Raw genomic sequence first — 19,882 nt, forward strand, 5'->3', positions numbered from 1 at the left:
CGAGGCTGTGGCAGCGCACCGGTGCGTTGCGGATCGGCTCACCGGCCGCGCGGCCGCTTGCCGGGTCCGCCCGGGCTGCCGGGTTTCGTGGGCTTCCCAGGCCCGCCAGGCCCGCCAGGCCCACCGGTTCCGCCGAACCCCGCTGGACCGGTCGGTCCGCCCAGCCCGGCCAAGCCGCCGAGGCCGCGAAGTCGTTCCATTTCGCGGCGGTCCCGCTTGGTGGGGCGGCCGGTTCCGCGGTCGCGGAGGCCGGCGGGGGCCACGGCCTCCCGGGGCGGGGGAGGAGGAGAGTTGTCGACGTAGCACTGCGCGGCCACCGGGGCGCCGACGCGCTTGCGGATCAGACGCTTGACGATCACGATCCGCTCCCGGCCTTCGTGCCGGAGGCGCACCTCGTCGCCGACGCGGACCGAGTAGGCGGGCTTCACGCGCTCACCGTTGACGTGGACGTGGCCGCCGCGGCAGGCGGCGGCGCCCAGGGAGCGGGTCTTGATCAGACGAACGGCCCAGACCCAGCTGTCGATCCGCACGGTCTCCCCGGGCCCCGGCCCAGCGGCCTCGGCGGCGGCCACCGCGGCGGCGATCCCGGGATCGACCGGCCGGGCGCCGGCGGAGGCTCCGGAACCCGCGGCCCCTTCGGCAGAGCCGTCACCCGCGGAGTCCCCGGCAACCCCGGGAGCCTCCGAGCCGCTGGCGACCCCGGCCCCCCGAGCAGCCTCCGAGCCCCGGGCAGCCTCCGAGCCCCGGGCAGCCTCCGAGCCCGGGGCAGCCTCCGGGTCTCGGGTGACCCCCGAGCCCGTGGGCCGGTCGGCACCTCCGGCCTTCCCGGCAACCCCGGCGTCCGTGCCACGCCCGGCATCCCCGGAGTTCCGGGCACCGTGGGCACGGTTCACTCCGCCCCGTCCGCCGGAGTCACGGTTCACCTTCTCGTCCGCATCCTCGGAAGCCATGCCCCGACCTTAACGCGCCGGGCCGGGTGAGCCGGACGCGTTTTCCGGGGCGGCAGGGGCGCCACCTGCGTCTCCTGCCGGAGCCCGTTGCGGGCAGGAAGGGCGGCGTTCGAGCGGCCCGGCCGGCCATGCCGTTTCCCACCGCTGCGGTCGGCAGGCCGTACGGTGACGCTCCGGCGGGGCATACGCTGCCCGTATGGACCACAGCAGCGCCCTCGCCCGGCTCGACCGGCGGGTCTCGGGGTGCCGGGCGTGTCCGCGGCTGGTCGAGTGGCGTGAGGAGGTGGCCCGGACCAAGCGGGCCGCGTTCGCCGACTGGACGTACTGGGGGCGCCCGGTGCCCGGCTTCGGGCCGGCCGACGCGCGGCTGGTGATCGTCGGGTTGGCCCCGGCGGCGCACGGAGGCAACCGCACCGGCCGCATGTTCACCGGCGACCGCTCCGGGGACGTGCTGTACCAGGCGCTGTACGACGTGGGGCTCGCCTCGCAGCCCACCTCGGTCCGGGCCGGCGACGGCCTGGAGCTGTATGGCGTCCGGGTCACCGCCCCCGTGCACTGCGCGCCGCCCGCCAACAAGCCCACCCCCGGCGAGCGGGACACCTGCCGCCCCTGGCTGACTCAGGAGCTGAAACTGCTGCGCCCGACGCTCAGGGCGGCCGTCGTGCTCGGTGCCTTCGGCTGGCAGGCCGCGCTGCCCGCGTTCGACGAGGCGGGCTGGCCGGTGCCCCGCCCGCGCCCCGCCTTCGCCCACGGCGCCCGGGTCGCCCTCGGCGGCCTGGACGTCTTCGGCTGCTTCCACGTCAGCCAGCGCAACACCTTCACCGGCCGCCTCACCCCCGAGATGCTCCGCGAGGTGCTCCGCACGGCGGCGGACACGGCCGGTCTGCCGTAGTGGCCCCGGAACGTGGGGCTTCGCCTTCGCCGCCGGTGAGGCGGCGTCCTCCCCGAGCGGATGCCGCACCACGGAGCGGTAGTCGGCGCGGACACGTGCGAGCGCGTGGGGGCGGCCGGAGGGGTGACGCCCGGCTCCCGCGTCAGGGGCGCCACTCGTACCGTACGTCCGGCTCCCGCTCCTCGTTGCCGCTGCCGTCCGTGCGGGCGACGGCGGCGAAGCCGTGGCGCTCGTAGAACCGGTGGGCGGGCCGGTTGACCTGGAAGGTCCACAGCGTGAGCCCGCCGGGACTGCGCTCCTTGGCCAGCGCGAGGAACCGGTCGCCCAGGCCCCGCCCCCGCCACCCGGGGTCGAGGTAGAGCTGGGAGAGCAGTTCGCGGTCGAGCACCATCACCCCGACGATGCCGGTACCGTCGGCCTCGGCCACCCAGGTGTCCCGCAGCGGCACCACGACGTCGCGGAAGTAGGCCCGCACCTCGTCGTCCGAGCGCGGCCGGACCACGGTCGGCAGCGCGGCGGCGAAGGACCGCAGCCAGACGTCGGCGGCGGCACGGGCGTCCGCGGCCGCCGCTCGCCGGATCACGACCCCGGCCGTCACCGGGCCCCCTCCTCCGGCCGCTCCGGCACCACGGCGGTCGCCGTGATCTCCACGAGTTGCCCCGTGTATCCGAGGCAGGCCACTCCGAGGAGGGTCGACGAGTGCGGTCCGGCGCTCAGCCCTGATGCCTCGACCACCTCCCACACCTGGGACAGCACCGACGGCTCAGCGCTCACGACGTACACGTCCGTCGCGACCACATGCTCCAGGTCACTGCCCACCACGCGCAGTTGCTCCCGCAGGTTGGCGACGACCTGCTCCGCCTGCCGCACCGGGTCGCCCTCGCCCACCACGTTCCCGTCGGCGTCGAGCGGTACGGCCCCGGCGAGGAACGCCAGCTTGGTGCCGGCTTCCACCACCGAGGCGTGGGAGTAGGTGGGCGGCGGAAAGAGCCGGGACGCTGTGACGCGCTGGATCACGAGGACTCCTGTGACGGCCGACGGGCAACCTCCCGATCATGCGAGCATCCGCCCCGTCGCCGCATCCCAATATCCGGCCGCCGGGCCCGGGCGCACCGGGTGAGCCTCCGCGTCAGTGCCGCGCGAACTGGACCGGCGTCCAGTGGTCACCGACGCCGGAAAGGTTGCCGCTGATTTCAGGAGCCCTGCGGCAGGCAGAACCCGGCCCATGGTGGTGTCCGAGGCAGCGGTGGTCCGACGGGGCGGTGATCGCGACGCCTGCGGACCGGACCTTCCTCGACTCCACCGCCGACCGCCTGGCCGCCCTCTCCACCGTCCGCCCCGTGGCCCTCGGCGGCCACCCACCGATCAGCGGCTGCTGGAGCGTGCCGGGATGCGGCGGACGGATCAGGTGGTGGTCCTGCGCTCGGAGCCGGAGGCGCTGGTGCGGGCCCTGGACGAGGCGGCGGAGCTGATCGATCGGCAGATGACCCGCTGAGCGGATAATCCGTGGGAAACGCCCCGTCGCCGCTGCTACGGTCCTCCGCGTGGCGAAACTCAATCAGATCATCGCGGTGGAGAAGGGCGTCAAGTCCAAGGCGCAGCAGGACCTGACGGCCGCTCACCAGGGCCTGCACAAGCCCGCGCTGCTGGCCGGCATCGCGCGGACGTACCAGCCGAAGGACGAGGAGGGCGAGCAGCTGCCGCCCGAGTCCACGCGGGTGCAGGTCCAGGCCGAGGACGTGCTGCGCGAGACCGCGCGCGTGCTGACCCGGCTGTTCGACGTGACCGCCACGAAGGACTGGGCCAACTGCACGGCCCGCGCCGATGTACGGGTCGAGGGGCGGGTGCTCGTCGCCGACGTGCCGGTGTCGTACCTGCTGTTCCTGGAGAAGCAGCTCGCCGAGCTGAACACCCTGGTCCGCCGGCTCCCGGTGCTCGACGCCTCCGAGTCGTGGGTGCAGGACCCCTCCACCGACGCGTGGAAGACCGAGCCGGTGCGGACGCTGCGTACCAAGAAGGTGCCGCGCAACCACGTCAAGGCCGAGGCCACGGACAAGCATCCGGCGCAGGTCGAGGTCTACTACGAGGACGTGCCGGTCGGTTACTGGACCACCGTGAAGTTCTCCGGCGCCCTGCCCGCCCGCCGCGTCAACGAGCTCCTCGACCGGGTCGAGAAGCTGCAGCAGGCCGTGAAGTTCGCCCGCGAGGAGGCCAACGGTGTGGAGGTCGTCGACCAGCGGGTCGGGGACGCCGTGTTCGGCTACCTGTTCGGCTGATGGCCGGAAGGGGATGACCTGAAGACTCCCCGGTCCCTCGTGACCGGGGTGCGCGAGGAGCGCAAGCTGAAGCTGAAGCTTGTCGTGATGAGCGGTGCCGCCGCCGAAGGCGGACCGTATTCAATCTCAGACTCTCGCTCCAGACTCAGCATTCGCCGCCGATCGCCGGAACGAACGGGCCCGGGCCCCGGTACGCCGAGATGCTGGTTCAAGTCCAGTCCGCGCAGCTCGATGCGTGGTGGTCCAAAGGCAGGACGCGGCGTCATGAATCTGACCCGGGCTCTCAAGCGGTCCGGCGTGCGCATCGGGGCGGCATCCCGGGGCCCGGGGGCAGGCTACGCCCTCGGGCCCACCTCGCTCGCACGCACTTGCGTTCATAAAGAAACCGCCCGCGCCGGCACCTTTCACCTGCCTGAAACGTGAGCGGTCCGTTCCCCGGGGGAACGCGCCCTACCGTGGGAAGCACATCCCGCAGCCCGGCCACCGTCGTCCGAAGGCCCACCCCGCCCTCGAATGAACAGGAGCCCCGTGTCGCGCCCCGCAGCCCGCGCCGGATCCGTCCGCCGGACCGCCACCGTCCCGCCTCCCTGGCTCGCCCACGCCTTCCGCACCCAGCGCGGGCCCGTCCCCTGGAGCGCGGTGATCCGGGGCGCGTTCGCCGCGGGCCCGCTGCTGCTGGCCGGCGTGCTCAGCGGCCTCCTCGTCCACGGCGTCCTCGCCGCCATCGCCGCGATGCTCGCCGGTATCAACGACCGTCCCGGCAGCCGGCGCGCCTCCGTCGAGCGGCTCGGCGTCCCGGCGCTCGCCGGAGCCCTCGGGCTGCTCGTGGGGTCGTTCGCCGGGCAGCTGCTGTCCGCCGTCCCCCTGACCCTGCTGCTCACCGTGCTCGGACTGGCCGCCGGATGCGTCAGCGCGATCGGGCCCGTCGCCTCCGCCGCCGGGACACAGCTGCTGGTCACCGCCGCCGTCGGCGCCGGCATGGCCCTCACCGGGAGCGGCTGGCAGGCCGCCCTCGCCTTCCTCGCCGGCGCCGCCTGGCTGCTCCTGCTGCGGCTGGCCCTGCCCACGCCCGGCTCGCTCACCGGTGACTTCCGGTTCGACGGCGAGCGGGAGGCGGTCGCCGACGTGTACGACGCCGTCGCCGCCCTCCTCGAGGCCGTGGGCGGCGACACCGCGACCGCCCGCCGGGCCGCGCTGACCGCCGCCCTCGACCACGCCCAGGACGCCCTCGCCGGACCCCGGCTGCGCCGGTACGCCAGTTCCGCCGCCGAGCGCCGGCTGCACGCCCGGTTCACCGCCGCGCTGCCCCTGGCCGAGGCCGCCACCGCCCTGTTCTGGGCCGGGGAGCCCGTCCCCGCGCGGGCGGCGGAAGGGCCCCGGCAGCTCGCCGCCGCCGTACGCGGCGACACCGGCACCGGCCCGCTGCCCGCGCCCAGCCGGTCCACACCCGCCCTGCGCGCCCTCGACGAGGCCCTGCTGCGCGCCGCCGACGCCTTCGACCGGGCCCGGGGCGGCGAGCGCCGGCTGCTGACCCGGCGGCGCGACGCCCGGAACGCCCTGCGGGCCGCGCTCGGCGCCGGCGGCCGGGAGTACGGACTGCGCGTCGCCCTCTGCTTCGGGGCCAGTGCCGCCGTCGCCCAGGCCCTGCACCACACCCGCTGGTACGGACACCACCAGCACTGGTACTGGCTGCCCGCCACAGCCGTCTTCCTCGTCAAGCCCGACCTCGGGCCCCTGGCCTCCCGGGTGCTGAGCCGGGCCGCCGGGACCGTGCTCGGCGCACTGGTGTTCGCCGGGTTCGCCGCGCTGCTGCCGCGGCCCGAGGGGCTGATCGCGCTGGTGGCGGTGTGCGGGGCGCTCGTTCCCGTCGCCACCCGGAACTTCGCCGCCCTGACCGCCGACGTCACCGTCCTCGTCCTGGCCCTGATCATGGTCGGCGGAGAGCCGCAGGCCTCCGTCAGCCGGATCGGCGAGACCCTGCTGGCCTGCGCGATCGTGCTGATCGTCGGGCATCTGCCGATGCCGGGGGAGCGGGGCGGCACGGTGCGCGCCCAGCTCGCCGCCGCCGGCAGGGCCGCGCACGCCTATCTCGTGCACGTCCTGAGCGAGTCCGACGACCGCGCCGAACGGTGGGCGCTGCGCCGCGAGGCCTACCGCACCCTCGCCGAGGCCCGTACCGCCATCGCCCTCGCCGCCGCCGAGCTGCCCGCCCTCGCCCGGCACACCGAGGGCACGGACGCCGTCGCCGCCGTACTGGAACGCCTCGTCGACACCACCACCGCCTGCGCCGTCCACCTCGACGACGCCGGCCGCCTCACCCCGCAGCACACCCGTCAACTGCGCGAGCTGCTCGGTGAACTGGAGCGGTACCGGGAACGGGCGGGGATGCCGGCCGCCGCCTGACCACACGTCAGCGGGCCCGGCGGACAACCGGACCCGGTCCGGACGGCGCCCGCTCAGGCTGCCTGTCATGGATCCCGCGGACGGCCTCCTCGACCAGCCCCACGACGATTTCTTGCCCGGTGATCGGAGTGATCACAGAAGGTGACAGGATTGTCGCCGGATGTACCGTTCGTGTCGCAAGGTGAACGGACTCTCACCGTCCGCGCTGAACGGGTGTCAACAAGGTCTCAGTCGGGTCACTGAGCGAGGCGCTTGCCCTCTCCAGGGCGTTAACTCCTACAGGTACGACGCTTCCTGGAGGTGCGAGATGGTGAACGGGCGAACCGTGCTCGAGCGCTTTCCCGCAGGTGGCCCGCGCGGCTCATGGCCCGCGGAGGAGTTCGCGCACGCCCGACGTCTCGAAGGCCTGGCCGCCGAGGTCGTCATGGACCTCGCGACGGACACGTTCCTGGTGATCGTGCGGGGCGGCGACGGCGGCGAGTGAGGCGGCCGGAGCGGCTGTGAGGGCTGCGCGGCCCGACGGCCGCGACGGCCGACGCGCGGTCGAGTGACCCGCCTCCAGCCCTACGCCGAGACGGCCCGGGACCAGTCCGGTGTCGTGCCCGTCACCCGGCAGAGGGCCAGGTAGAGCGGTATCGGCGGGGTGTAGGGGACCGTGCCCGCGGGGCGGTGGATCAGGCGGGCGGTGGCGGGCACCGGGGCGCCGAGGGCGTAGTGGGCCGGGGCCGGCCAGGGCAGGGCGTAGTCGGAGTCCGAGGGGACCACCCACCACCAGCGCGTCCCGTCGGCGTACACGCATCCCACCCGCGGCAGCCGCGGCAGGATCAGCGGCCCGAGGTGGTCCGGTACGGCCACGGCGTCGCAGCCGAGCGGCGCCGTCATGCCCTCGGGGACCGGCAGACCGCGCCCCGGGACCGGGACGGGAAGGGCCTGGCGGCGGCGTCCGAGGTGGACCAGGGTGTCCAGGCCGAGCGGCCGGCCGGAGTCGTCGGCGCCGCTCACGGCTGCCCCGAGGTGCGGGGCGGCGCCGGGGCCACACCGTGCAGCTGCGCCGGCACCTGCCCGGGCCGCCGCACCGGGGCCAGCCCGTGCCGCGCCTGCGCTTCCTCCTCCTCGCCGGGGCCGGGCGGCGGGCCGCCCGGCTTGGGGCGGGCACCCCAGCCCAGGTCGTTGCACGGCTCGACCGTGTCGCGGGCCGCGTCGGTCTGCCGGGCCAGCTCGGCCCAGACCAGCAGCCCCGGCCCGTGCTCCTGGGCCCCCCAGGCCCGGCACAGCGCGTCGACGAGGAGCAACCCCCTCCCGTGCTCCTCATCGGGGCGCTGCGCGGAGGGGTGGGGCTCGCCGGGTGCGCAGCCCTCGTCATGCACGGCTATGCGCACCGTGTCGTCGTGGTCGTGCAGCTCGCACACCACGCGACTGCTCGCGGTGTGCACGATCGCGTTCGTGACCAGCTCGGATATGACCAGGGCCGCGGTGTCACAGGTGTCCGCGCAGACCGACCAGCCGGTCAGCCGGGCGCGCGCCAGGCGTCTCGCCTGTGCGGGGGAACCCGGATGTGCGGCCAGCTCGAAGCGGAACCGGCGCTCGGCAGCGCTCCCACCGGGAGCTGCGACCGTTGCGGCACCGAGACCGACACGGTCTGCGGCGGCGTCTGTTCCTAAGGGCGCGGACGGAATCACGCTTGCCACTATCTCCCCGGCGTGAACACTTGGCAAGTGTCACTCTGAAAAATGCAGAGTGCGGTGTGACTCGGTCGGGTGCCGTGGCACACTGCTCGCAACAACACCTCGGGCGGCGCCAATTGGGACCGTCGACGATCCGGCCGGACCGTCGAATGTGTCTTCGAACGGCGCCGCAGGGCTGTCGGAGGTACGGCGCCGGGGCTGTCGCGATTCTTTTGTCCGGAGCGGACGTTGTGTCGGAGGTGGGAGCGTGAGCGAACCGCGGTCCGCGCCGACCGTGGGCCAGGTGGTCCTCGGCCGGCGCCTGCTGGACCTGCGGGAACGCGCCGGCCTCAAGCGTGAGGAGGCCGCCCGGGTGCTCCGGGTCGCCCCCGCCACCATCCGCCGCATGGAGACGGCCGAGGTCGCCCTCAAGATCCCGTATCTGCAACTGCTGCTGAAGGCCTACGGCGTTCCCGACGACGAGGCCGAACTCTTCGTCCAACTGGCCGAGGAGGCCAACCGGCCCGGTTGGTGGCAGCGGTTCCACGACATCCTGCCCGGCTGGTTCTCGATGTACGTCAGCCTGGAGGGCGCGGCGAGCCTCATCCGCTCCTACGAGCCGCACTTCGTCCCGGGACTGCTGCAGACCGAGGACTACGCCCGGGGCGTGCTGAAGTCGGGCGCCGTCGGCCAGACCAGCCCCGACGAGATGGAGCGTCATGTCGCGCTGCGCATGCAGCGCCAGAACCTGCTCACCCGTTCGGACGCACCCCGTTTCTGGGCGGTGATGGACGAGACCGTCCTGCGCCGTCCGGTCGGCGGCCCGGAGGTGATGCGCGCGCAGGTCGACGCGCTGCTCGAGGCCATGGAGCTGCCGAACGTGACGCTCCAGGTGGCCCCGTTCGCCAACGGCCCGCACCCCGGGACGTACGGGCCCTTCGTACTGTTCCGCTTCGCCGTGTCCGAACTGCCGGACATGGTCTACAGCGAGTACCTGACCGGCGCCGTCTATCTGGACGCGCGCACCGAGGTGGCGACCCACCTGGAGGTCATGGACCGCATGGCGGCCCAGGCCGCCACGGCACACCGCACGAAGGAGATCCTCCGGGATCTCCGCAAGGAGCTGTGAATGGATCGCATCACACCGCGCAGTCGCGTCTACAACGGCATGCCTGCGCGGGAGTTGGGCAGCGAGGGCTGGCACAAGCCCTGGAGCGGCGGCAACGGAGGGAACTGCCTGGAGGCGATGAAGCTCGCCGACGGCCGGATCGCGCTGCGCCAGTCGACCGACCCGGACGGGCCGGCGCTGATCTACACCGCTGACGAGATGACGGCCTTCATCGAGGGCGCCAAGGCGGGGGAGGCCGACTTCCTCCTCTCCTGAACCACCGTTGATTACCGTGACTCATTCCTCGACCTCGACCGCCCGGTCGCGCTGTCCCTCGTCGCCCTGCTGCACTTCATCTCCGACGAGGACGGCGCCCACGAACTGGTGGACCGTCTGCTCGCCGAACTGCCCTCCGGCAGCCACCCGATGATGAGCCACGCCACGGCCGACTTCACCCCCGAGGAGTCGGCGGCCGCCACCGAGATGCTCAAGGCGGCCGGCGTGACCCTCGCGCTGCGCTCCCGCGAGGAGTTCACCCGCTTCTTCGACGGCCTGGAACTGGTGGACCCGGGTGTCGAGATCGTGCACAGGTGGCACCCCGAACTCGGCGAGCCGGTCCCCGGCCAGGACGACGGGGTGATCCCCGGCTACGGGGCGGTCGCCCGCAAGCGACAGCCCTCCGGCGGTCGACGCACACCCGGCACCCGGACGGTGGCCGGCTCCGTGTTCCTGACGCTGCTCCTCACCCGGGCGGCAGCACCCCGCACAGTGCCTCCAGTGCCGCGGCGTAGGCGTGCTCCGGGGGTGTGGCGTAGCCGACCACGAGGCCGTCCTCCGCGGGCATGTCCGTCTCCGGGTGGCGGAAGGCGGCCAGCCCGTCCAGCGCCACACCCTGCCACGCCGCCGCCTTCACCGTGGAACGCTCCGTGCCCGGCGGCAGTCGCAGCACCGCGTGCAGTCCGGCCGCGATGCCGGTCACCTCGATGTGCGGGGCGTGCGCCGCGAGCGCCGCGACCAGCCGGTCACGGCGGCGCCGGTAGGACTGCCGCATGCGCCGCACATGCCGGTCGTAGGCCCCGGAGACCACGAAGTCCGCGAGGGCCAGCTGATCCGGCACGCTCGCCCAGGCCTCCCGCTCGCCCTTCGCCGCCAGGACGGGCCCGACGTACCGCTCGGGCAGCACCATCCACCCCAGCCGCAGCGCCGGCGAGAGGCTCTTGCTGACCGAGCCGACGTGGATCACCCGCTCGGGGTCGAGGCCCTGCAGTGCACCGACGGGCCTGCGGTCGTAGCGGAACTCGCCGTCGTAGTCGTCCTCCAGCACCACCGCCCCCCGTGCGCGCGCCCAGTCGATCACCGCCGCCCGGCGCTCCGGATGCAGCGGACCCCCGGTCGGGAACTGGTGCGCGGGCGTGAGCAGGACGGCCCTCTCCCGCCCCAGCCCGGCCACCCGAGCCCCGGCCGCGTCCAGCGGAAGCGGTACGGTCCGCACGCCCGCCCCGGCGAGCAGACCCCGGTGGAAGTCCAGACCGTACGCCTCCACGGCCAGCGGACCGCGCAGCACGCCCCCTCCGTTCCCTCCGCCCGCGCCGAACAGCAGCCGCAGCGCATGTGCGAAGCCGGAGCAGATCACGATCCGGTCCGGCGAGGCGCGCACACCACGCGCGCGTGCCAGGTACTCCGTCAGCGCCTCCCGCAGCTCCCGGCGCCCGGCGGGATCCCCCGGGCCGAACGCCTCGCTGGGCGCCGCCAGCAGCGCCCTGCGGTAGGCGGCCGCCCAGGCCGCCCGCGGGAACGCCGACGCGTCCGGCGTGCCCTGCCGCAGGTCGTGGCGCGGCCCACGCGCGCGCAAAGGCGCCTTCTTGGGTACGCGCTCGGCGCGCCGCAGGGGTTCCGCGCGCTCCGCCACCCGGGTGCCCGAGCCCTGGCGTGCGGTCAGCCAGCCCTCGGCGACCAGCTCGGCGTACGCGTCGGCGACGGTGTTGCGGGCCACGCCCAGGTCGGCGGCGAGCGAGCGGTACGGCGGCAGCCGGGTCCCGGGTGCCAGCCGCCCGCCGCGCACCGCCTCGCGCAGCGCCCGGATCAACGCCGCCCGCCGCCCGCCCGGGCCCGACAGCTCCAGATGCAGATCGGCACCGATCCGCTCCGCCGAATTGACCCACGTTTCCGCCATGAAAGTGAACCCTACAGCCGGTCTTTCGGCCCCCTAGGTTGGAGCACATGACGAGGACGAACACCGTGAACACGACCACCACCAGCACCCGCGCCGACACCAGCGCCGACACCGGCACCGCCGCCGCGATCGCCGCGGCCGGGACGGCCCGCACCCGCCTCGACTTCGCCAAGGCGGCCCCGAAGGCCTTCCGCGCGCTCATCGGCTTCGACGCCGCCGCACGCGAGGGCCTCGACCCGGCCCTGGTCGAACTGATCCAGATCCGCGCCTCGCACCTGAACCACTGCGCCTACTGCCTGCACATGCACACGAACGACGCCCGCAAGGCCGGCGAGAGCGAGGACCGGCTGCACATGGTCGCCGTCTGGCGGGAGGCCCGTCACTTCTTCACCCCGAGGGAGCAGGCGGCGCTCGCCCTGACCGAGGCGATCACCCGGGTCGGCGACGCGGGCGTCCCGGACGCCGTCTACGCGGAGGCGGCCGAGCAGTTCGGGGAGGCGGAACTGGGCCACGTCCTGGCCCTGATTCTCGCCATCAACACCTGGAACCGCGTGGCCCTGGCCACGGGGAAGGTGGCGGGCACGGACGAACGCCGCCGCTGAGCGCCGCACCGCCCGCAGGTGCGGCCCCCCACCGCCCGCACCTGCGCCCGCCACCCGGACGCCGGCTACACGGCCATCGGGCGGTCGTACGGCGATATCGGTGCCGGCAGCCGGGAACTCCCCGTGAGACAGCGGTCGACGGCTGCCGCCACGGCGCGCCCCTCGGCGATCGCCCATACGATGAGCGACTGCCCGCGGGCCGCGTCCCCGGCGGCGAACACGCCGGGTACGTTGGTCGCGAAATCGGCGTCCCGCGCGATCGTGCCGCGGGGCTCCAGCTCCAGCCCGAGCTGCTCGATGATCCCGTCCTCCTGGTCCGGCCCGGAGAAGCCGAGGGCGAGCAGGACGAGGTCGGCCGGCAGCGTCCGCCCCGTGCCCGGCAGCGGCCGGCGCCGCGCGTCGACCTCGACCAGGTGCAGCGACCGCACATGCCCCTCGGCGTCCCCCTCGAAGCGGAGCGTGGACGCCGCGAACAGCCGTGCGTCCGCGTCCGCCGCCGGAGCCGTCCGCAGATCCCGCGCCTCCTCGTGCGCGGCGGACAGCCGGTAGATCTTCGGGTACGTCGGCCACGGCTCGGTGTCGTCGTCGCGCTCGGTGTCCGGCTGTGCGTAGATGTCCAGCTGGGACACCGACGCGGCGCCCTGGCGCACCGCCGTGCCCAGACAGTCGGCCCCGGTGTCCCCGCCGCCCACGATCACCACGTGCTTGCCGGCCGCCGACAGCGGCGAGACCTCCAGATCCCCCTCGCACACCCGGTTGGACAGCGGCAGATACTCCATCGCCTGGTGTATCCCCTTCAACTCCCGGCCCGGCACCGGAAGCTCCCGCCACGCCGTCGCACCCGTGGCGATCACCACCGCGTCGTAGCGCGTGCGCAGATCGGCCGCCGGCACATCGCGCCCGACCACCGTCGACGTGCGGAACTTCGTCCCCTCGGCCCGCATCTGCTCGATCCGCCGCTCCAGATGGCGCTTCTCCATCTTGAACTCGGGGATGCCGTACCGCATCAGCCCGCCGATCCGGTCGTCCCGCTCGTACACGGCGACCGTGTGCCCGGCCCGGGTGAGCTGCTGCGCCGCGGCCAGCCCGGTCGGTCCCGAACCGATCACGGCGACGGTCCTGCCCGACAGCCGATCCGGAGGCCGCGGCGGGGTGAAGCCCTCCTCCCAGGCCCGGTCGGCGATCGCGCACTCGACGTTCTTGATGGTGACGGCCGGCTGGTTGATCGCCAGGACGCAGCCCGCCTCACAGGGCGCGGGGCACAGCCTCCCGGTGAACTCCGGGAAGTTGTTCGTCGCGTGCAGCCGGTCGCTCGCCGTCCGCCAGTCCTCACGGGAGACCAGGTCGTTCCACTCGGGGATCAGGTTCCCCAGCGGGCAGGCCTGGTGGCAGAACGGGACACCGCAGTCCATGCAGCGGTCCGCCTGCTTGCTGATGATGGGCAGCAGCGCCCCGGGGACGTACACCTCGTCCCAGTCCCGGACCCGTTCCTCGACGGGCCGCCGCGGCCACTCCTGGCGTGGCGTGGTCATGAACCCCTTGGGATCGGCCATGGTCGTCTTCCTCGCGTACGCGTACCGGGAGTACTGGGTCTACGACGGCCGTGCGTCATCGGGCGGCACTCTTTCGGCCACGATACGTCGCCCCCCGCACCGGCGCAGAGTGGCCGACAGCGCTTTCCGGCCCGGGGCCCGGGCGTCCGCACCCGGGTCAGCCGACCTCGGTCATCTCCTCCCACTCCCGCAGGACACCCGCCACGGCCGCCGCGATCCGCCGCCGCGCCTCGTACCTCGCCACCCCGCTCATCAGCAGCTGGTCGTACGGCGTGTCCACGTGCCGTACGGCGGCCACGACCGCCGAGACCACGGCTCCCTCCGTCAGCGCCCGCCCGGCCAGACTGCGCCCGACCCGACCGCTGCCCCGCACCGACGCATGCGCCGCGATCGCCCGGGCCCGCTCGGCCGGGCACCCGGGATACAGCCGAAGGATCTCCGCCGCGAACGCCGCCACGAACCGCTCGTCCTCCGCCGCCCTGCGCCGCGCGTCCCGGGCCCGCCGCCGACGCCGTGCCTCCGCGTCCGCCAGGCAGCGTGCCTCGGCCCGGGCCAGCGCCGCCTCCTCCACCAGCAGGCCCTGCCGTTCGTACCGGCTCCTGCGCCGGTTGAACCGCACCACCACCGCCGACAGCGCGCTCTCCTCGCGCGCCCTGCGGGTCAGTGCCGTGTCGCCGCGCGGCAGGAACACCAGATGCCCGAGGTCGGCGCAGTCCAGACAGCGCGGCACCCCGTCCTCCAGCATCAGCAGCGACAGCGGGCCGCGCCGGCACCCGGCACAGCGCTTGCGCCGCAGCGGCTGGACGACGACAAGTCCACCGGGGACCACGGGAGTTGCAGAACCGGCCATACCCGGTTCTTTCCCCGCCACCGGCGTCCCCTCCCGCACCGGCCTGCCTCACTCCCTCCTCTCACCGGAACACCCCACCGGCCCGCACCTCGGCCTCACACCACCGGCACCGGGGCCACGCGGACCGCCCTTCGCCTCGCACCGCTGACCCCGGGCCGCGCGGACCGCATCTCCGCCCCGTGCCGCCGGTCTGCGCACCACCCGGCATCATGGGCCTGTGCGACTCGAAGCGATCACCTGGGACCGGCTCGCCGAGCTGATCGCCGACCGGCTGCTCGGGCTGGAGCCGGCCGACGGCGGTGCCTGGCCGCGGGTGGGCTTCGACGGGGCGCCGGCCGCCCGCCCCGGCGACCTCGCCGACCGTGTCGCCCAGGCGCTGCGCGTGCGCGGCCGGGCCTCACTCGTCGTCGGCGCCGAGGGCTTCCTGCGGCCCGCCTCCCTCCGCCTGGAGCACGGACACCGGGACGTGGAGTCGTACTACAGCGGCTGGTTCGACACGAGCGCCCTGTGGCGCGAGGTCTTCGGTCCGCTGGAGCCGGGCGGAAGCGGCCGCATCCTGCCCGACCTGTGGGACCCGGCCAGCGACCGGGCCACCCGCAGTCCGTACGTCCAACTCCCGCCCGGTGGGATCCTGTTGCTGCACGGCCCCCTGCTGCTGCGGCACTGGTTCCCCTTCGACCTGACCGTCCACGTCCTCCTCTCCCCGGGCGCCCTGCGCCGCCGTACCCCGGAGGCCGACCACTGGACGCTCCCCGCCTTCGAGCGCTACGGGGCCGAGACCGACCCCGCCGGCACGGCCGACGTCCTCGTGCGCGCCGACGACCCGCGGCACCCCGCCTGGAGCGGCTGGTCCGGTCCCTCCGCGTGAGCGGTCAGAGCCAGCCGTTGCGCCGGAAGCCCCGGTACAGCGCGAGGCAGGCCACCCCCATCACCCCCATGACGAGCGGATACCCGAACCGCCAGTGCAGCTCCGGCATGTGGTCGAAGTTCATGCCGTAGACCCCGCACACCATCGTCGGCACGGCGATCACCGCGGCCCACGCCGTGATCTTCCGCATGTCCTCGTTCTGCGCGACCGTCACCTGCGCAAGGTGGGCCTGCAGAATGGAGTTGAGCAGTTCGTCGAACGCGGCTATCTGCTCCTTGGCCCGCAGCAGGTGGTCCAGGACGTCCCGGAAGTAGGCCTGGATCTCCGGGTCGACCACCCGTATCGGCCGGGTGGCCAGATCCTCGACGGGGCGGCTGAGCGGCACCACCGCCCGCTTCAGCTCCAGCAGTTCGCGCTTGAGCTGGTAGATGCGCCCCGGATCCACCCGTGCGCCGTTCTCCGAGAAGACGTCCGTCTCGACCTGGTCGATGTCGGCCTGCACCGCGTCCGTGACGCTCAGATAGTCGTCCACGACATGGTCGGCGATCGCGTGCAGCACGGCCGCCGGCCCCTTGGCGAGCTGGCGCGGATCCGCCTCCAGCTCCTCGCGCAGCGGGCCCAGTGAGCCATGGCGCCCGTGCCGTACCGTGACGACGAAGTCCTCGCCGACGAACACCATGATCTCGCCGGTGTCGACCACCTCGCTGGTCGCCGTCAGCTGCTCGTGCTCCACGTAGCACACGGTCTTGAACACGGCGAAGAGCGTCTCTCCGTAGCGCTCCAGCTTCGGGCGCTGATGCGCCTCCACCGCGTCCTCCACGGCGAGCGGGTGCAGGTCGAACAGCTCGGCGATGCCCGCGAACTCACTGTCCGTCGGCTCGTGCAGCCCCAGCCAGACGAAGCCCTCGCCGCTCTTGCGCACCATCCTCACGGCGTCCACCAGATCGGTGCACCCCGGCACCCGGAGGCCGTCCTGGTACGTCACGCAGTTGACCACCGAGGACCCCAGCGGTGACCGGGCGGGATGGTTCAGGTCCACGCGCGGCCGGCGCCGGGCCAGCCGCGCCACCTTGCGCAGGCCGCCGACCCTGCCCAGCCCCGTGACCTTCCGCAGATTCCCTGCCATGGACATCTGGATCTCCTCGCGTGGATCTCCTCGCACCGCGACTTCGCGCCCTGCCCGGCAAGTGTGCCAGGCCGGTGCGTGATGCGTGCGAGCGTGTGGGAACAGCTCGTTCCGCTTGGTTCCCGCCTGTGGACGACCACCGTGGACGGCCGCGGAGGACAACCATGGAGGACACCACGGAGGACGGCCGCTGTGGCCGTCTCGGTCCGCCCCGGGCAAGCCGACGACTGGGATGATCGGTGCATGACCTCATCCGACGGATACCTCCTGGACAACCGGCAGAGCGAGGCCGGACAGCGCTTCGACGCCTTCGCCTCGCTCTTCGACCCCACGACGTTCCGGCATCTAGAGGGACTCGGGATCGGGCCCGGCGGACGGTGCTGGGAGGTCGGGGCCGGCGGCACCTCGGTGGTCTCTTGGCTGGCCGACCGGGTCGGTCCCACGGGCCGGGTGGTGGCGACCGACATCGACACGTCCCTGCTCACCGCGGCGGCCCGGCCGCCGGTCGAGGTCCGCGTCCACGACGTCGGTGCCGAGGAACCGCCGGGGGAGGACTTCGACCTGGTGCACGCCCGGCTGGTCCTCGTCCATGTCCCGGACCGGGAACGGGCGTTGCACTCCATGATCAAGGCTCTGCGACCCGGTGGCCGGCTGCTGATCGAGGACGCCGACCCGGCGCTGCAACCCCTGCCCTGCCCCGACGAGTCCGGCCCCGAGCAGCGGCTCGCCAACCGCCTGCGGCAGGGCTTCCGCAGGCTCCTCGCCGAGCGCGGCGCCGACCTGGCGTACGGCCGCACGCTTCCGCGCCTGCTGCGCGAGGCCGGACTGCGCGAGGTGGAGGCCGACGCCTACTTCCCGCTGACCTCGCCCGCCTGCGCCGACCTGGAGTCCGCCACGGTCCGCCAGATCCGCGGCCGGCTGGTCGCGGCGGGCCTCGCCACCGACGAGGACATCGACCGCCACCTGGCCAATGTGGAGGCGGGCGGCATGGACCTGGCGACGGCACCGATGATCTCGGCGTGGGGCCGCAAGGCCGGTCACTGACGCCCCGAACAGCCCCTGACGCCCCGCTCCGGCGGCCTCCCGCCCACCTGCTCCACCGCCCGCGCCCCCGCCTCGCACCCCCGGGCAGCCGCCTCCGCCGGGTCCGCGCCCGCGAGCAGCGCGGCGAGGAAGGCGCCGGTGAAGGCGTCGCCGGCGCCCGTGGTGTCCCGCGGGGCCGCCGGCACGGCCGGAACCCGGGCGACCACGGTCCCGGAACGGGCCACCAGCGCCCCGTCCACGCCCGACTTGGCCACCACCACCGGGACCAGCCTGCTCAGCTTGGCCGCCGCGTCCGCGGCCTCCGGCAGCCCCGTCAGCAGGCACGCCTCGTCCCGGCTCGGCAGCAGCATGTCCAGCCCCTGTGCGAACGCCAGGAAGCGGTCCACGCCCAGCTCGCCGAGAAAGCCCGCCGACGCCGGATCCAGACTGACCGGCACGCCACGCGCGCGTGCCGCCGCCAGAGCCGTCTCGGCGAGCGCCCGGCTCGGCTCCGAGAACAGCAGATAGCCGGACAGATGCAACCGGGCCACCCCGTCGAGCAACGCGTCCGACCAGTCGGCGGGCTCCAGCCGCAGCGATGCGCCGCTGTCCGTGAGAAAGGTCCGCTCGGCCGACGCACCCGTGTCGACCAGGCAGATCACCGTCCCCGTCGCCGCCTCCCGGTCGATCACCAGCCGGGGCCGCACCCCGGCCGCCACCAGTGCCCGTTCGTGCCACCCCGCCGCGTCGGCGCCCACCCGCCCCAGCAGCCGTACGTCCGCACAGCCCGCGTGGGCCGCCCAGCAGGCCACATTGGCGCCCGCGCCACCCGGCAGGGTCCGGACCACGGCGGCCGTGTCGGTGCCGGACGCCAGCGGCCCCCGGTGCCGGGCCACGACATCGGTGACGACGTCCCCGACGACCAGCAGCGCCCCGCCCCGCTCCCCGGTCATCCCCGGGACCACGCCGCGGCGATGCGCGCGGCCAGCCGCACGTTGCCGCGCACCGCGGCCAGGTTGGCGCGCAGTGAGGCCCCGTCGGTGTGCCGGACCAGGTAGTCCAGCAGGAACGGCGTGACCGCCTGGCCGGTGATCCCGTCCTCCTCGCAGGCCCGCAGCGCGTCGGCGAGCACGCGCGCGTGCAGCGCGGGATCGAGCTGCTGCTCCCGCGGTACGGGATGGGCGACGATCAGCGCCGACTCCGGCGCGTCCAGCGCGTCCTGCGCCCGCATGACGTCCGCGACCTGCTCCGGACTCTGCAGCGTCCAGTCGACCGGGTGTCCGGAGTCGGACAGATAGAAGCCGGGGAACCGGTCGGTGCGGTATCCGGCGACGGTCACGCCCAGCGTCTCCAGCCGCTGCAGGGTCGCCGGCACGTCCAGGATCGACTTCACGCCCGCGCACACCACCGTGATCCGGGTCCGCGCCAGCAGGCCCAGGTCGGCCGACTCGTCCTGGGTCACCGTCCACTCCCGGTGCACCCCGCCCAGCCCGCCCGTGGCGAACACCCGTACGCCGGCCAGCGCCGCGAGCTGCGCCGTCGCCGACACCGTCGTCGCCCCGCTCGCCCCCGCCGCCACGGCCGGCGGCAGGTCACGGTGGCCCAGCTTGCGTATGCCGTCCTCGTTCGCGACCCGCTCCAGCTGCTCCTTGTCCAGGCCGACGTGCGGGCGCCCGTCCAGCACGGCGATGGTCGCGGGGACGGCACCCTCCTCGCGCACCGCGTCCTCCAGCTCCAGCGCCACCTGCAGGTTGCGCGGACGCGGCAGCCCGTGCGCGATGATCGTGGACTCCAGGGCCACCACCGGTCGCCCCGCGTCCAGCGCTTCCCGGACTTCTTCCGACACCATCAGCACCACGTGCCCGCCTCCTGTCCGTCGGTCCTTCCTCATCTCTGGCGGGCGGCGCACCCGCCTAAACGCTTGCGGTCCGTGGGGGACGCCACCAGCCTGGACCGCATGACCGACCCCACCATGCGCCTCGACCACGTCGTCCTGTGGGTGGCCGACCCGGTCGCGGCGGCCTGCTTCTACGAAGACGCCGTCGGCCTGGAGCCCCTCCGGGTCGACGACTACACCGAGGGAAAGGTGTCGTTCCCCTCCGTCCGCGTCAACGACGAGACGATTCTCGACCTCGCCCCGCACAGCCTCGCCGCGCGCATGGACATGCTGCCCGGCTCCGCCGCCGTCGCGGGCCATCCCGTCAACCACGTCTGCCTCGCGCTGCCGTCCGCCGGCTTCGACGCCCTGCGCACCCGCCTGGACGAGCACGGTGTCCCGATGAGCGACATCGGGCACGCCTCCTTCGGAGCCCGCGGGACGGCCACACGCAACTTCTACTTCCAGGATCCCGACGGCAACGTCATCGAGGTCCGGCACTACGCATAGTCGCGCGC

General features: G+C 74.0%; 21 protein-coding genes and 1 pseudogene. 11 read left to right on the plus strand and 11 right to left on the minus strand.

Going from position 1 to position 19,882, the window contains the following annotated elements; all coding sequences use genetic code 11:
* Nucleotides 1-38 precede the first annotated feature (38 nt).
* Nucleotides 39-584 carry an RNA-binding S4 domain-containing protein gene (locus ACZ404_RS18195; RefSeq protein WP_468441377.1) on the minus strand — a complete coding sequence of 182 codons (546 nt, stop codon included), beginning with the start codon at nt 582-584 and terminating at the stop codon, nt 39-41.
* A gap of 562 nt (nt 585-1,146) precedes the next feature.
* Between ACZ404_RS18195 and ACZ404_RS18200 the strand changes: the two genes are divergently transcribed.
* Nucleotides 1,147-1,842 (plus strand): uracil-DNA glycosylase, encoded by a 696-nt coding sequence (locus ACZ404_RS18200; protein ID WP_468440959.1) that lies wholly within the window; start codon nt 1,147-1,149, stop codon nt 1,840-1,842.
* A 142-nt stretch (nt 1,843-1,984) separates the two neighbouring features.
* Here the strand turns inward: ACZ404_RS18200 and ACZ404_RS18205 are convergent, their stop codons facing one another.
* Both ACZ404_RS18205 and ACZ404_RS18210 read right to left on the minus strand, forming a co-directional pair.
* Nucleotides 1,985-2,440, minus strand: coding sequence for a GNAT family N-acetyltransferase (locus ACZ404_RS18205; RefSeq protein WP_468440961.1), 456 nt, complete (start codon nt 2,438-2,440; stop codon nt 1,985-1,987).
* Nucleotides 2,437-2,859 carry a RidA family protein gene (locus tag ACZ404_RS18210; RefSeq protein WP_468440963.1) on the minus strand — a complete coding sequence of 141 codons (423 nt, stop codon included), beginning with the start codon at nt 2,857-2,859 and terminating at the stop codon, nt 2,437-2,439. Before ACZ404_RS18210 ends, ACZ404_RS18205 begins: the two co-directional genes overlap by 4 nt.
* Before the next feature lie 527 nt (nt 2,860-3,386).
* Here ACZ404_RS18210 and ACZ404_RS18215 point away from each other — a divergent pair.
* The 3 genes from ACZ404_RS18215 to ACZ404_RS18225 all read left to right on the plus strand — a co-directional run bounded on the left by ACZ404_RS18215 (nt 3,387) and on the right by ACZ404_RS18225 (nt 7,005).
* Nucleotides 3,387-4,118, plus strand: coding sequence for a DUF7873 family protein (locus ACZ404_RS18215; protein ID WP_468440965.1), 732 nt, complete (start codon nt 3,387-3,389; stop codon nt 4,116-4,118).
* Nucleotides 4,119-4,646: 528 nt separating this feature from the next.
* Nucleotides 4,647-6,521 (plus strand): FUSC family protein, encoded by a 1,875-nt coding sequence (locus ACZ404_RS18220; RefSeq protein ID WP_468440967.1) that lies wholly within the window; start codon nt 4,647-4,649, stop codon nt 6,519-6,521.
* Between the two features lie 307 nt (nt 6,522-6,828).
* A complete protein-coding gene (locus ACZ404_RS18225) occupies nt 6,829-7,005 on the plus strand; it encodes a hypothetical protein (protein WP_468440969.1) in 177 nt (58 codons plus the stop codon).
* A gap of 80 nt (nt 7,006-7,085) precedes the next feature.
* On the opposite strand, the gene ACZ404_RS18230 is transcribed toward ACZ404_RS18225, so the two are convergent.
* Nucleotides 7,086-7,523 carry a hypothetical protein gene (locus ACZ404_RS18230; protein WP_468440971.1) on the minus strand — a complete coding sequence of 146 codons (438 nt, stop codon included), beginning with the start codon at nt 7,521-7,523 and terminating at the stop codon, nt 7,086-7,088.
* The gene (locus tag ACZ404_RS18235; RefSeq protein WP_468440973.1) at nt 7,520-8,209 is read right to left on the minus strand and encodes an ATP-binding protein; all 690 of its coding nucleotides are present in this window, start codon (nt 8,207-8,209) and stop codon (nt 7,520-7,522) included. The genes ACZ404_RS18230 and ACZ404_RS18235 overlap by 4 nt, the downstream gene beginning before the upstream one ends.
* Before the next feature lie 244 nt (nt 8,210-8,453).
* Here ACZ404_RS18235 and ACZ404_RS18240 point away from each other — a divergent pair, with 244 nt between their 5' ends.
* The 3 genes and pseudogenes from ACZ404_RS18240 to ACZ404_RS18250 all read left to right on the plus strand — a co-directional run.
* Complete coding sequence (locus tag ACZ404_RS18240; RefSeq protein ID WP_468440975.1) at nt 8,454-9,314, plus strand: helix-turn-helix domain-containing protein; 861 nt, start codon at nt 8,454-8,456, stop codon at nt 9,312-9,314.
* Nucleotides 9,315-9,569, plus strand: coding sequence for a DUF397 domain-containing protein (locus ACZ404_RS18245; RefSeq protein WP_468440977.1), 255 nt, complete (start codon nt 9,315-9,317; stop codon nt 9,567-9,569). It begins immediately after the preceding gene.
* 27 nt (nt 9,570-9,596) lie between these two features.
* Nucleotides 9,597-9,962, plus strand: a pseudogene (locus ACZ404_RS18250) (SAM-dependent methyltransferase); the annotation flags it as partial.
* A gap of 73 nt (nt 9,963-10,035) precedes the next feature.
* On the opposite strand, the gene pdxR reads toward ACZ404_RS18250, so the two are convergent.
* Entirely contained in the window at nt 10,036-11,466 is a 1,431-nt protein-coding gene (gene pdxR / locus ACZ404_RS18255) for a MocR-like pyridoxine biosynthesis transcription factor PdxR (protein ID WP_468440979.1), read from the minus strand.
* A 47-nt stretch (nt 11,467-11,513) separates the two neighbouring features.
* Between pdxR and ACZ404_RS18260 the strand changes: the two genes are divergently transcribed.
* Nucleotides 11,514-12,068, plus strand: a complete 555-nt coding sequence (locus ACZ404_RS18260; RefSeq protein WP_468440981.1) for a carboxymuconolactone decarboxylase family protein — start codon at nt 11,514-11,516, stop codon at nt 12,066-12,068.
* Nucleotides 12,069-12,133: 65 nt separating this feature from the next.
* Here the strand turns inward: ACZ404_RS18260 and ACZ404_RS18265 are convergent, their stop codons facing one another.
* Together ACZ404_RS18265 and ACZ404_RS18270 are read right to left on the minus strand one after the other, a co-directional pair.
* On the minus strand, nt 12,134-13,621 hold the full coding sequence (locus tag ACZ404_RS18265; RefSeq protein WP_468440983.1) for a glutamate synthase subunit beta: 1,488 nt from the start codon (nt 13,619-13,621) through the stop codon (nt 12,134-12,136).
* Nucleotides 13,622-13,778: 157 nt separating this feature from the next.
* Nucleotides 13,779-14,471: a DUF2293 domain-containing protein gene (locus ACZ404_RS18270; RefSeq protein ID WP_468440985.1), complete on the minus strand. Its 693-nt coding sequence runs from the start codon at nt 14,469-14,471 to the stop codon at nt 13,779-13,781.
* Between the two features lie 217 nt (nt 14,472-14,688).
* Between ACZ404_RS18270 and ACZ404_RS18275 the strand changes: the two genes are divergently transcribed.
* The gene (locus ACZ404_RS18275) at nt 14,689-15,339 is read left to right on the plus strand and encodes a nucleoside/nucleotide kinase family protein (protein WP_468440987.1); all 651 of its coding nucleotides are present in this window, start codon (nt 14,689-14,691) and stop codon (nt 15,337-15,339) included.
* 4 nt (nt 15,340-15,343) lie between these two features.
* Here the strand turns inward: ACZ404_RS18275 and corA are convergent, their stop codons facing one another.
* A complete protein-coding gene (gene corA, locus ACZ404_RS18280; protein WP_468440989.1) occupies nt 15,344-16,471 on the minus strand; it encodes a magnesium/cobalt transporter CorA in 1,128 nt (375 codons plus the stop codon).
* A gap of 237 nt (nt 16,472-16,708) precedes the next feature.
* On the opposite strand from corA, the gene ACZ404_RS18285 reads away from it, so the two are divergent.
* On the plus strand, nt 16,709-17,509 hold the full coding sequence (locus ACZ404_RS18285) for a methyltransferase domain-containing protein (protein ID WP_468440991.1): 801 nt from the start codon (nt 16,709-16,711) through the stop codon (nt 17,507-17,509).
* On the opposite strand, the gene ACZ404_RS18290 is transcribed toward ACZ404_RS18285, so the two are convergent.
* Both ACZ404_RS18290 and ACZ404_RS18295 read right to left on the minus strand, forming a co-directional pair.
* The gene (locus tag ACZ404_RS18290; protein ID WP_468440993.1) at nt 17,503-18,441 is read right to left on the minus strand and encodes a carbohydrate kinase family protein; all 939 of its coding nucleotides are present in this window, start codon (nt 18,439-18,441) and stop codon (nt 17,503-17,505) included. The two genes, ACZ404_RS18285 and ACZ404_RS18290, sit on opposite strands and share 7 nt — an antisense overlap.
* Complete coding sequence (locus tag ACZ404_RS18295; protein ID WP_468441379.1) at nt 18,438-19,343, minus strand: pseudouridine-5'-phosphate glycosidase; 906 nt, start codon at nt 19,341-19,343, stop codon at nt 18,438-18,440. The genes ACZ404_RS18290 and ACZ404_RS18295 overlap by 4 nt, the downstream gene beginning before the upstream one ends.
* A 102-nt stretch (nt 19,344-19,445) precedes the next feature.
* Here ACZ404_RS18295 and ACZ404_RS18300 point away from each other — a divergent pair, with 102 nt between their 5' ends.
* A complete protein-coding gene (locus tag ACZ404_RS18300; protein WP_468440995.1) occupies nt 19,446-19,874 on the plus strand; it encodes a VOC family protein in 429 nt (142 codons plus the stop codon).
* Nucleotides 19,875-19,882 lie beyond the last annotated feature (8 nt).

This window comes from Streptomyces sp. NPDC030798, assembly GCF_055572275.1.

Excerpts from the sequence above, each read along its gene's own strand:
- corA (WP_468440989.1), bottom strand. The coding sequence starts at position 16,471 with ATGTCCATGGCAGGGAATCTGCGGAAGGTCACGGGGCTGGGCAGGGTC.
- ACZ404_RS18225 (WP_468440969.1), top strand. The coding sequence starts at position 6,829 with ATGGTGAACGGGCGAACCGTGCTCGAGCGCTTTCCCGCAGGTGGCCCG.
- pdxR (WP_468440979.1), bottom strand. The coding sequence starts at position 11,466 with ATGGCGGAAACGTGGGTCAATTCGGCGGAGCGGATCGGTGCCGATCTG.
- ACZ404_RS18270 (WP_468440985.1), bottom strand. The coding sequence starts at position 14,471 with ATGGCCGGTTCTGCAACTCCCGTGGTCCCCGGTGGACTTGTCGTCGTC.
- ACZ404_RS18290 (WP_468440993.1), bottom strand. The coding sequence starts at position 18,441 with ATGACCGGGGAGCGGGGCGGGGCGCTGCTGGTCGTCGGGGACGTCGTC.
- ACZ404_RS18200 (WP_468440959.1), top strand. The coding sequence starts at position 1,147 with ATGGACCACAGCAGCGCCCTCGCCCGGCTCGACCGGCGGGTCTCGGGG.
- ACZ404_RS18245 (WP_468440977.1), top strand. The coding sequence starts at position 9,315 with ATGGATCGCATCACACCGCGCAGTCGCGTCTACAACGGCATGCCTGCG.
- ACZ404_RS18260 (WP_468440981.1), top strand. The coding sequence starts at position 11,514 with ATGACGAGGACGAACACCGTGAACACGACCACCACCAGCACCCGCGCC.
- ACZ404_RS18265 (WP_468440983.1), bottom strand. The coding sequence starts at position 13,621 with ATGGCCGATCCCAAGGGGTTCATGACCACGCCACGCCAGGAGTGGCCG.
- ACZ404_RS18300 (WP_468440995.1), top strand. The coding sequence starts at position 19,446 with ATGACCGACCCCACCATGCGCCTCGACCACGTCGTCCTGTGGGTGGCC.
- ACZ404_RS18285 (WP_468440991.1), top strand. The coding sequence starts at position 16,709 with ATGACCTCATCCGACGGATACCTCCTGGACAACCGGCAGAGCGAGGCC.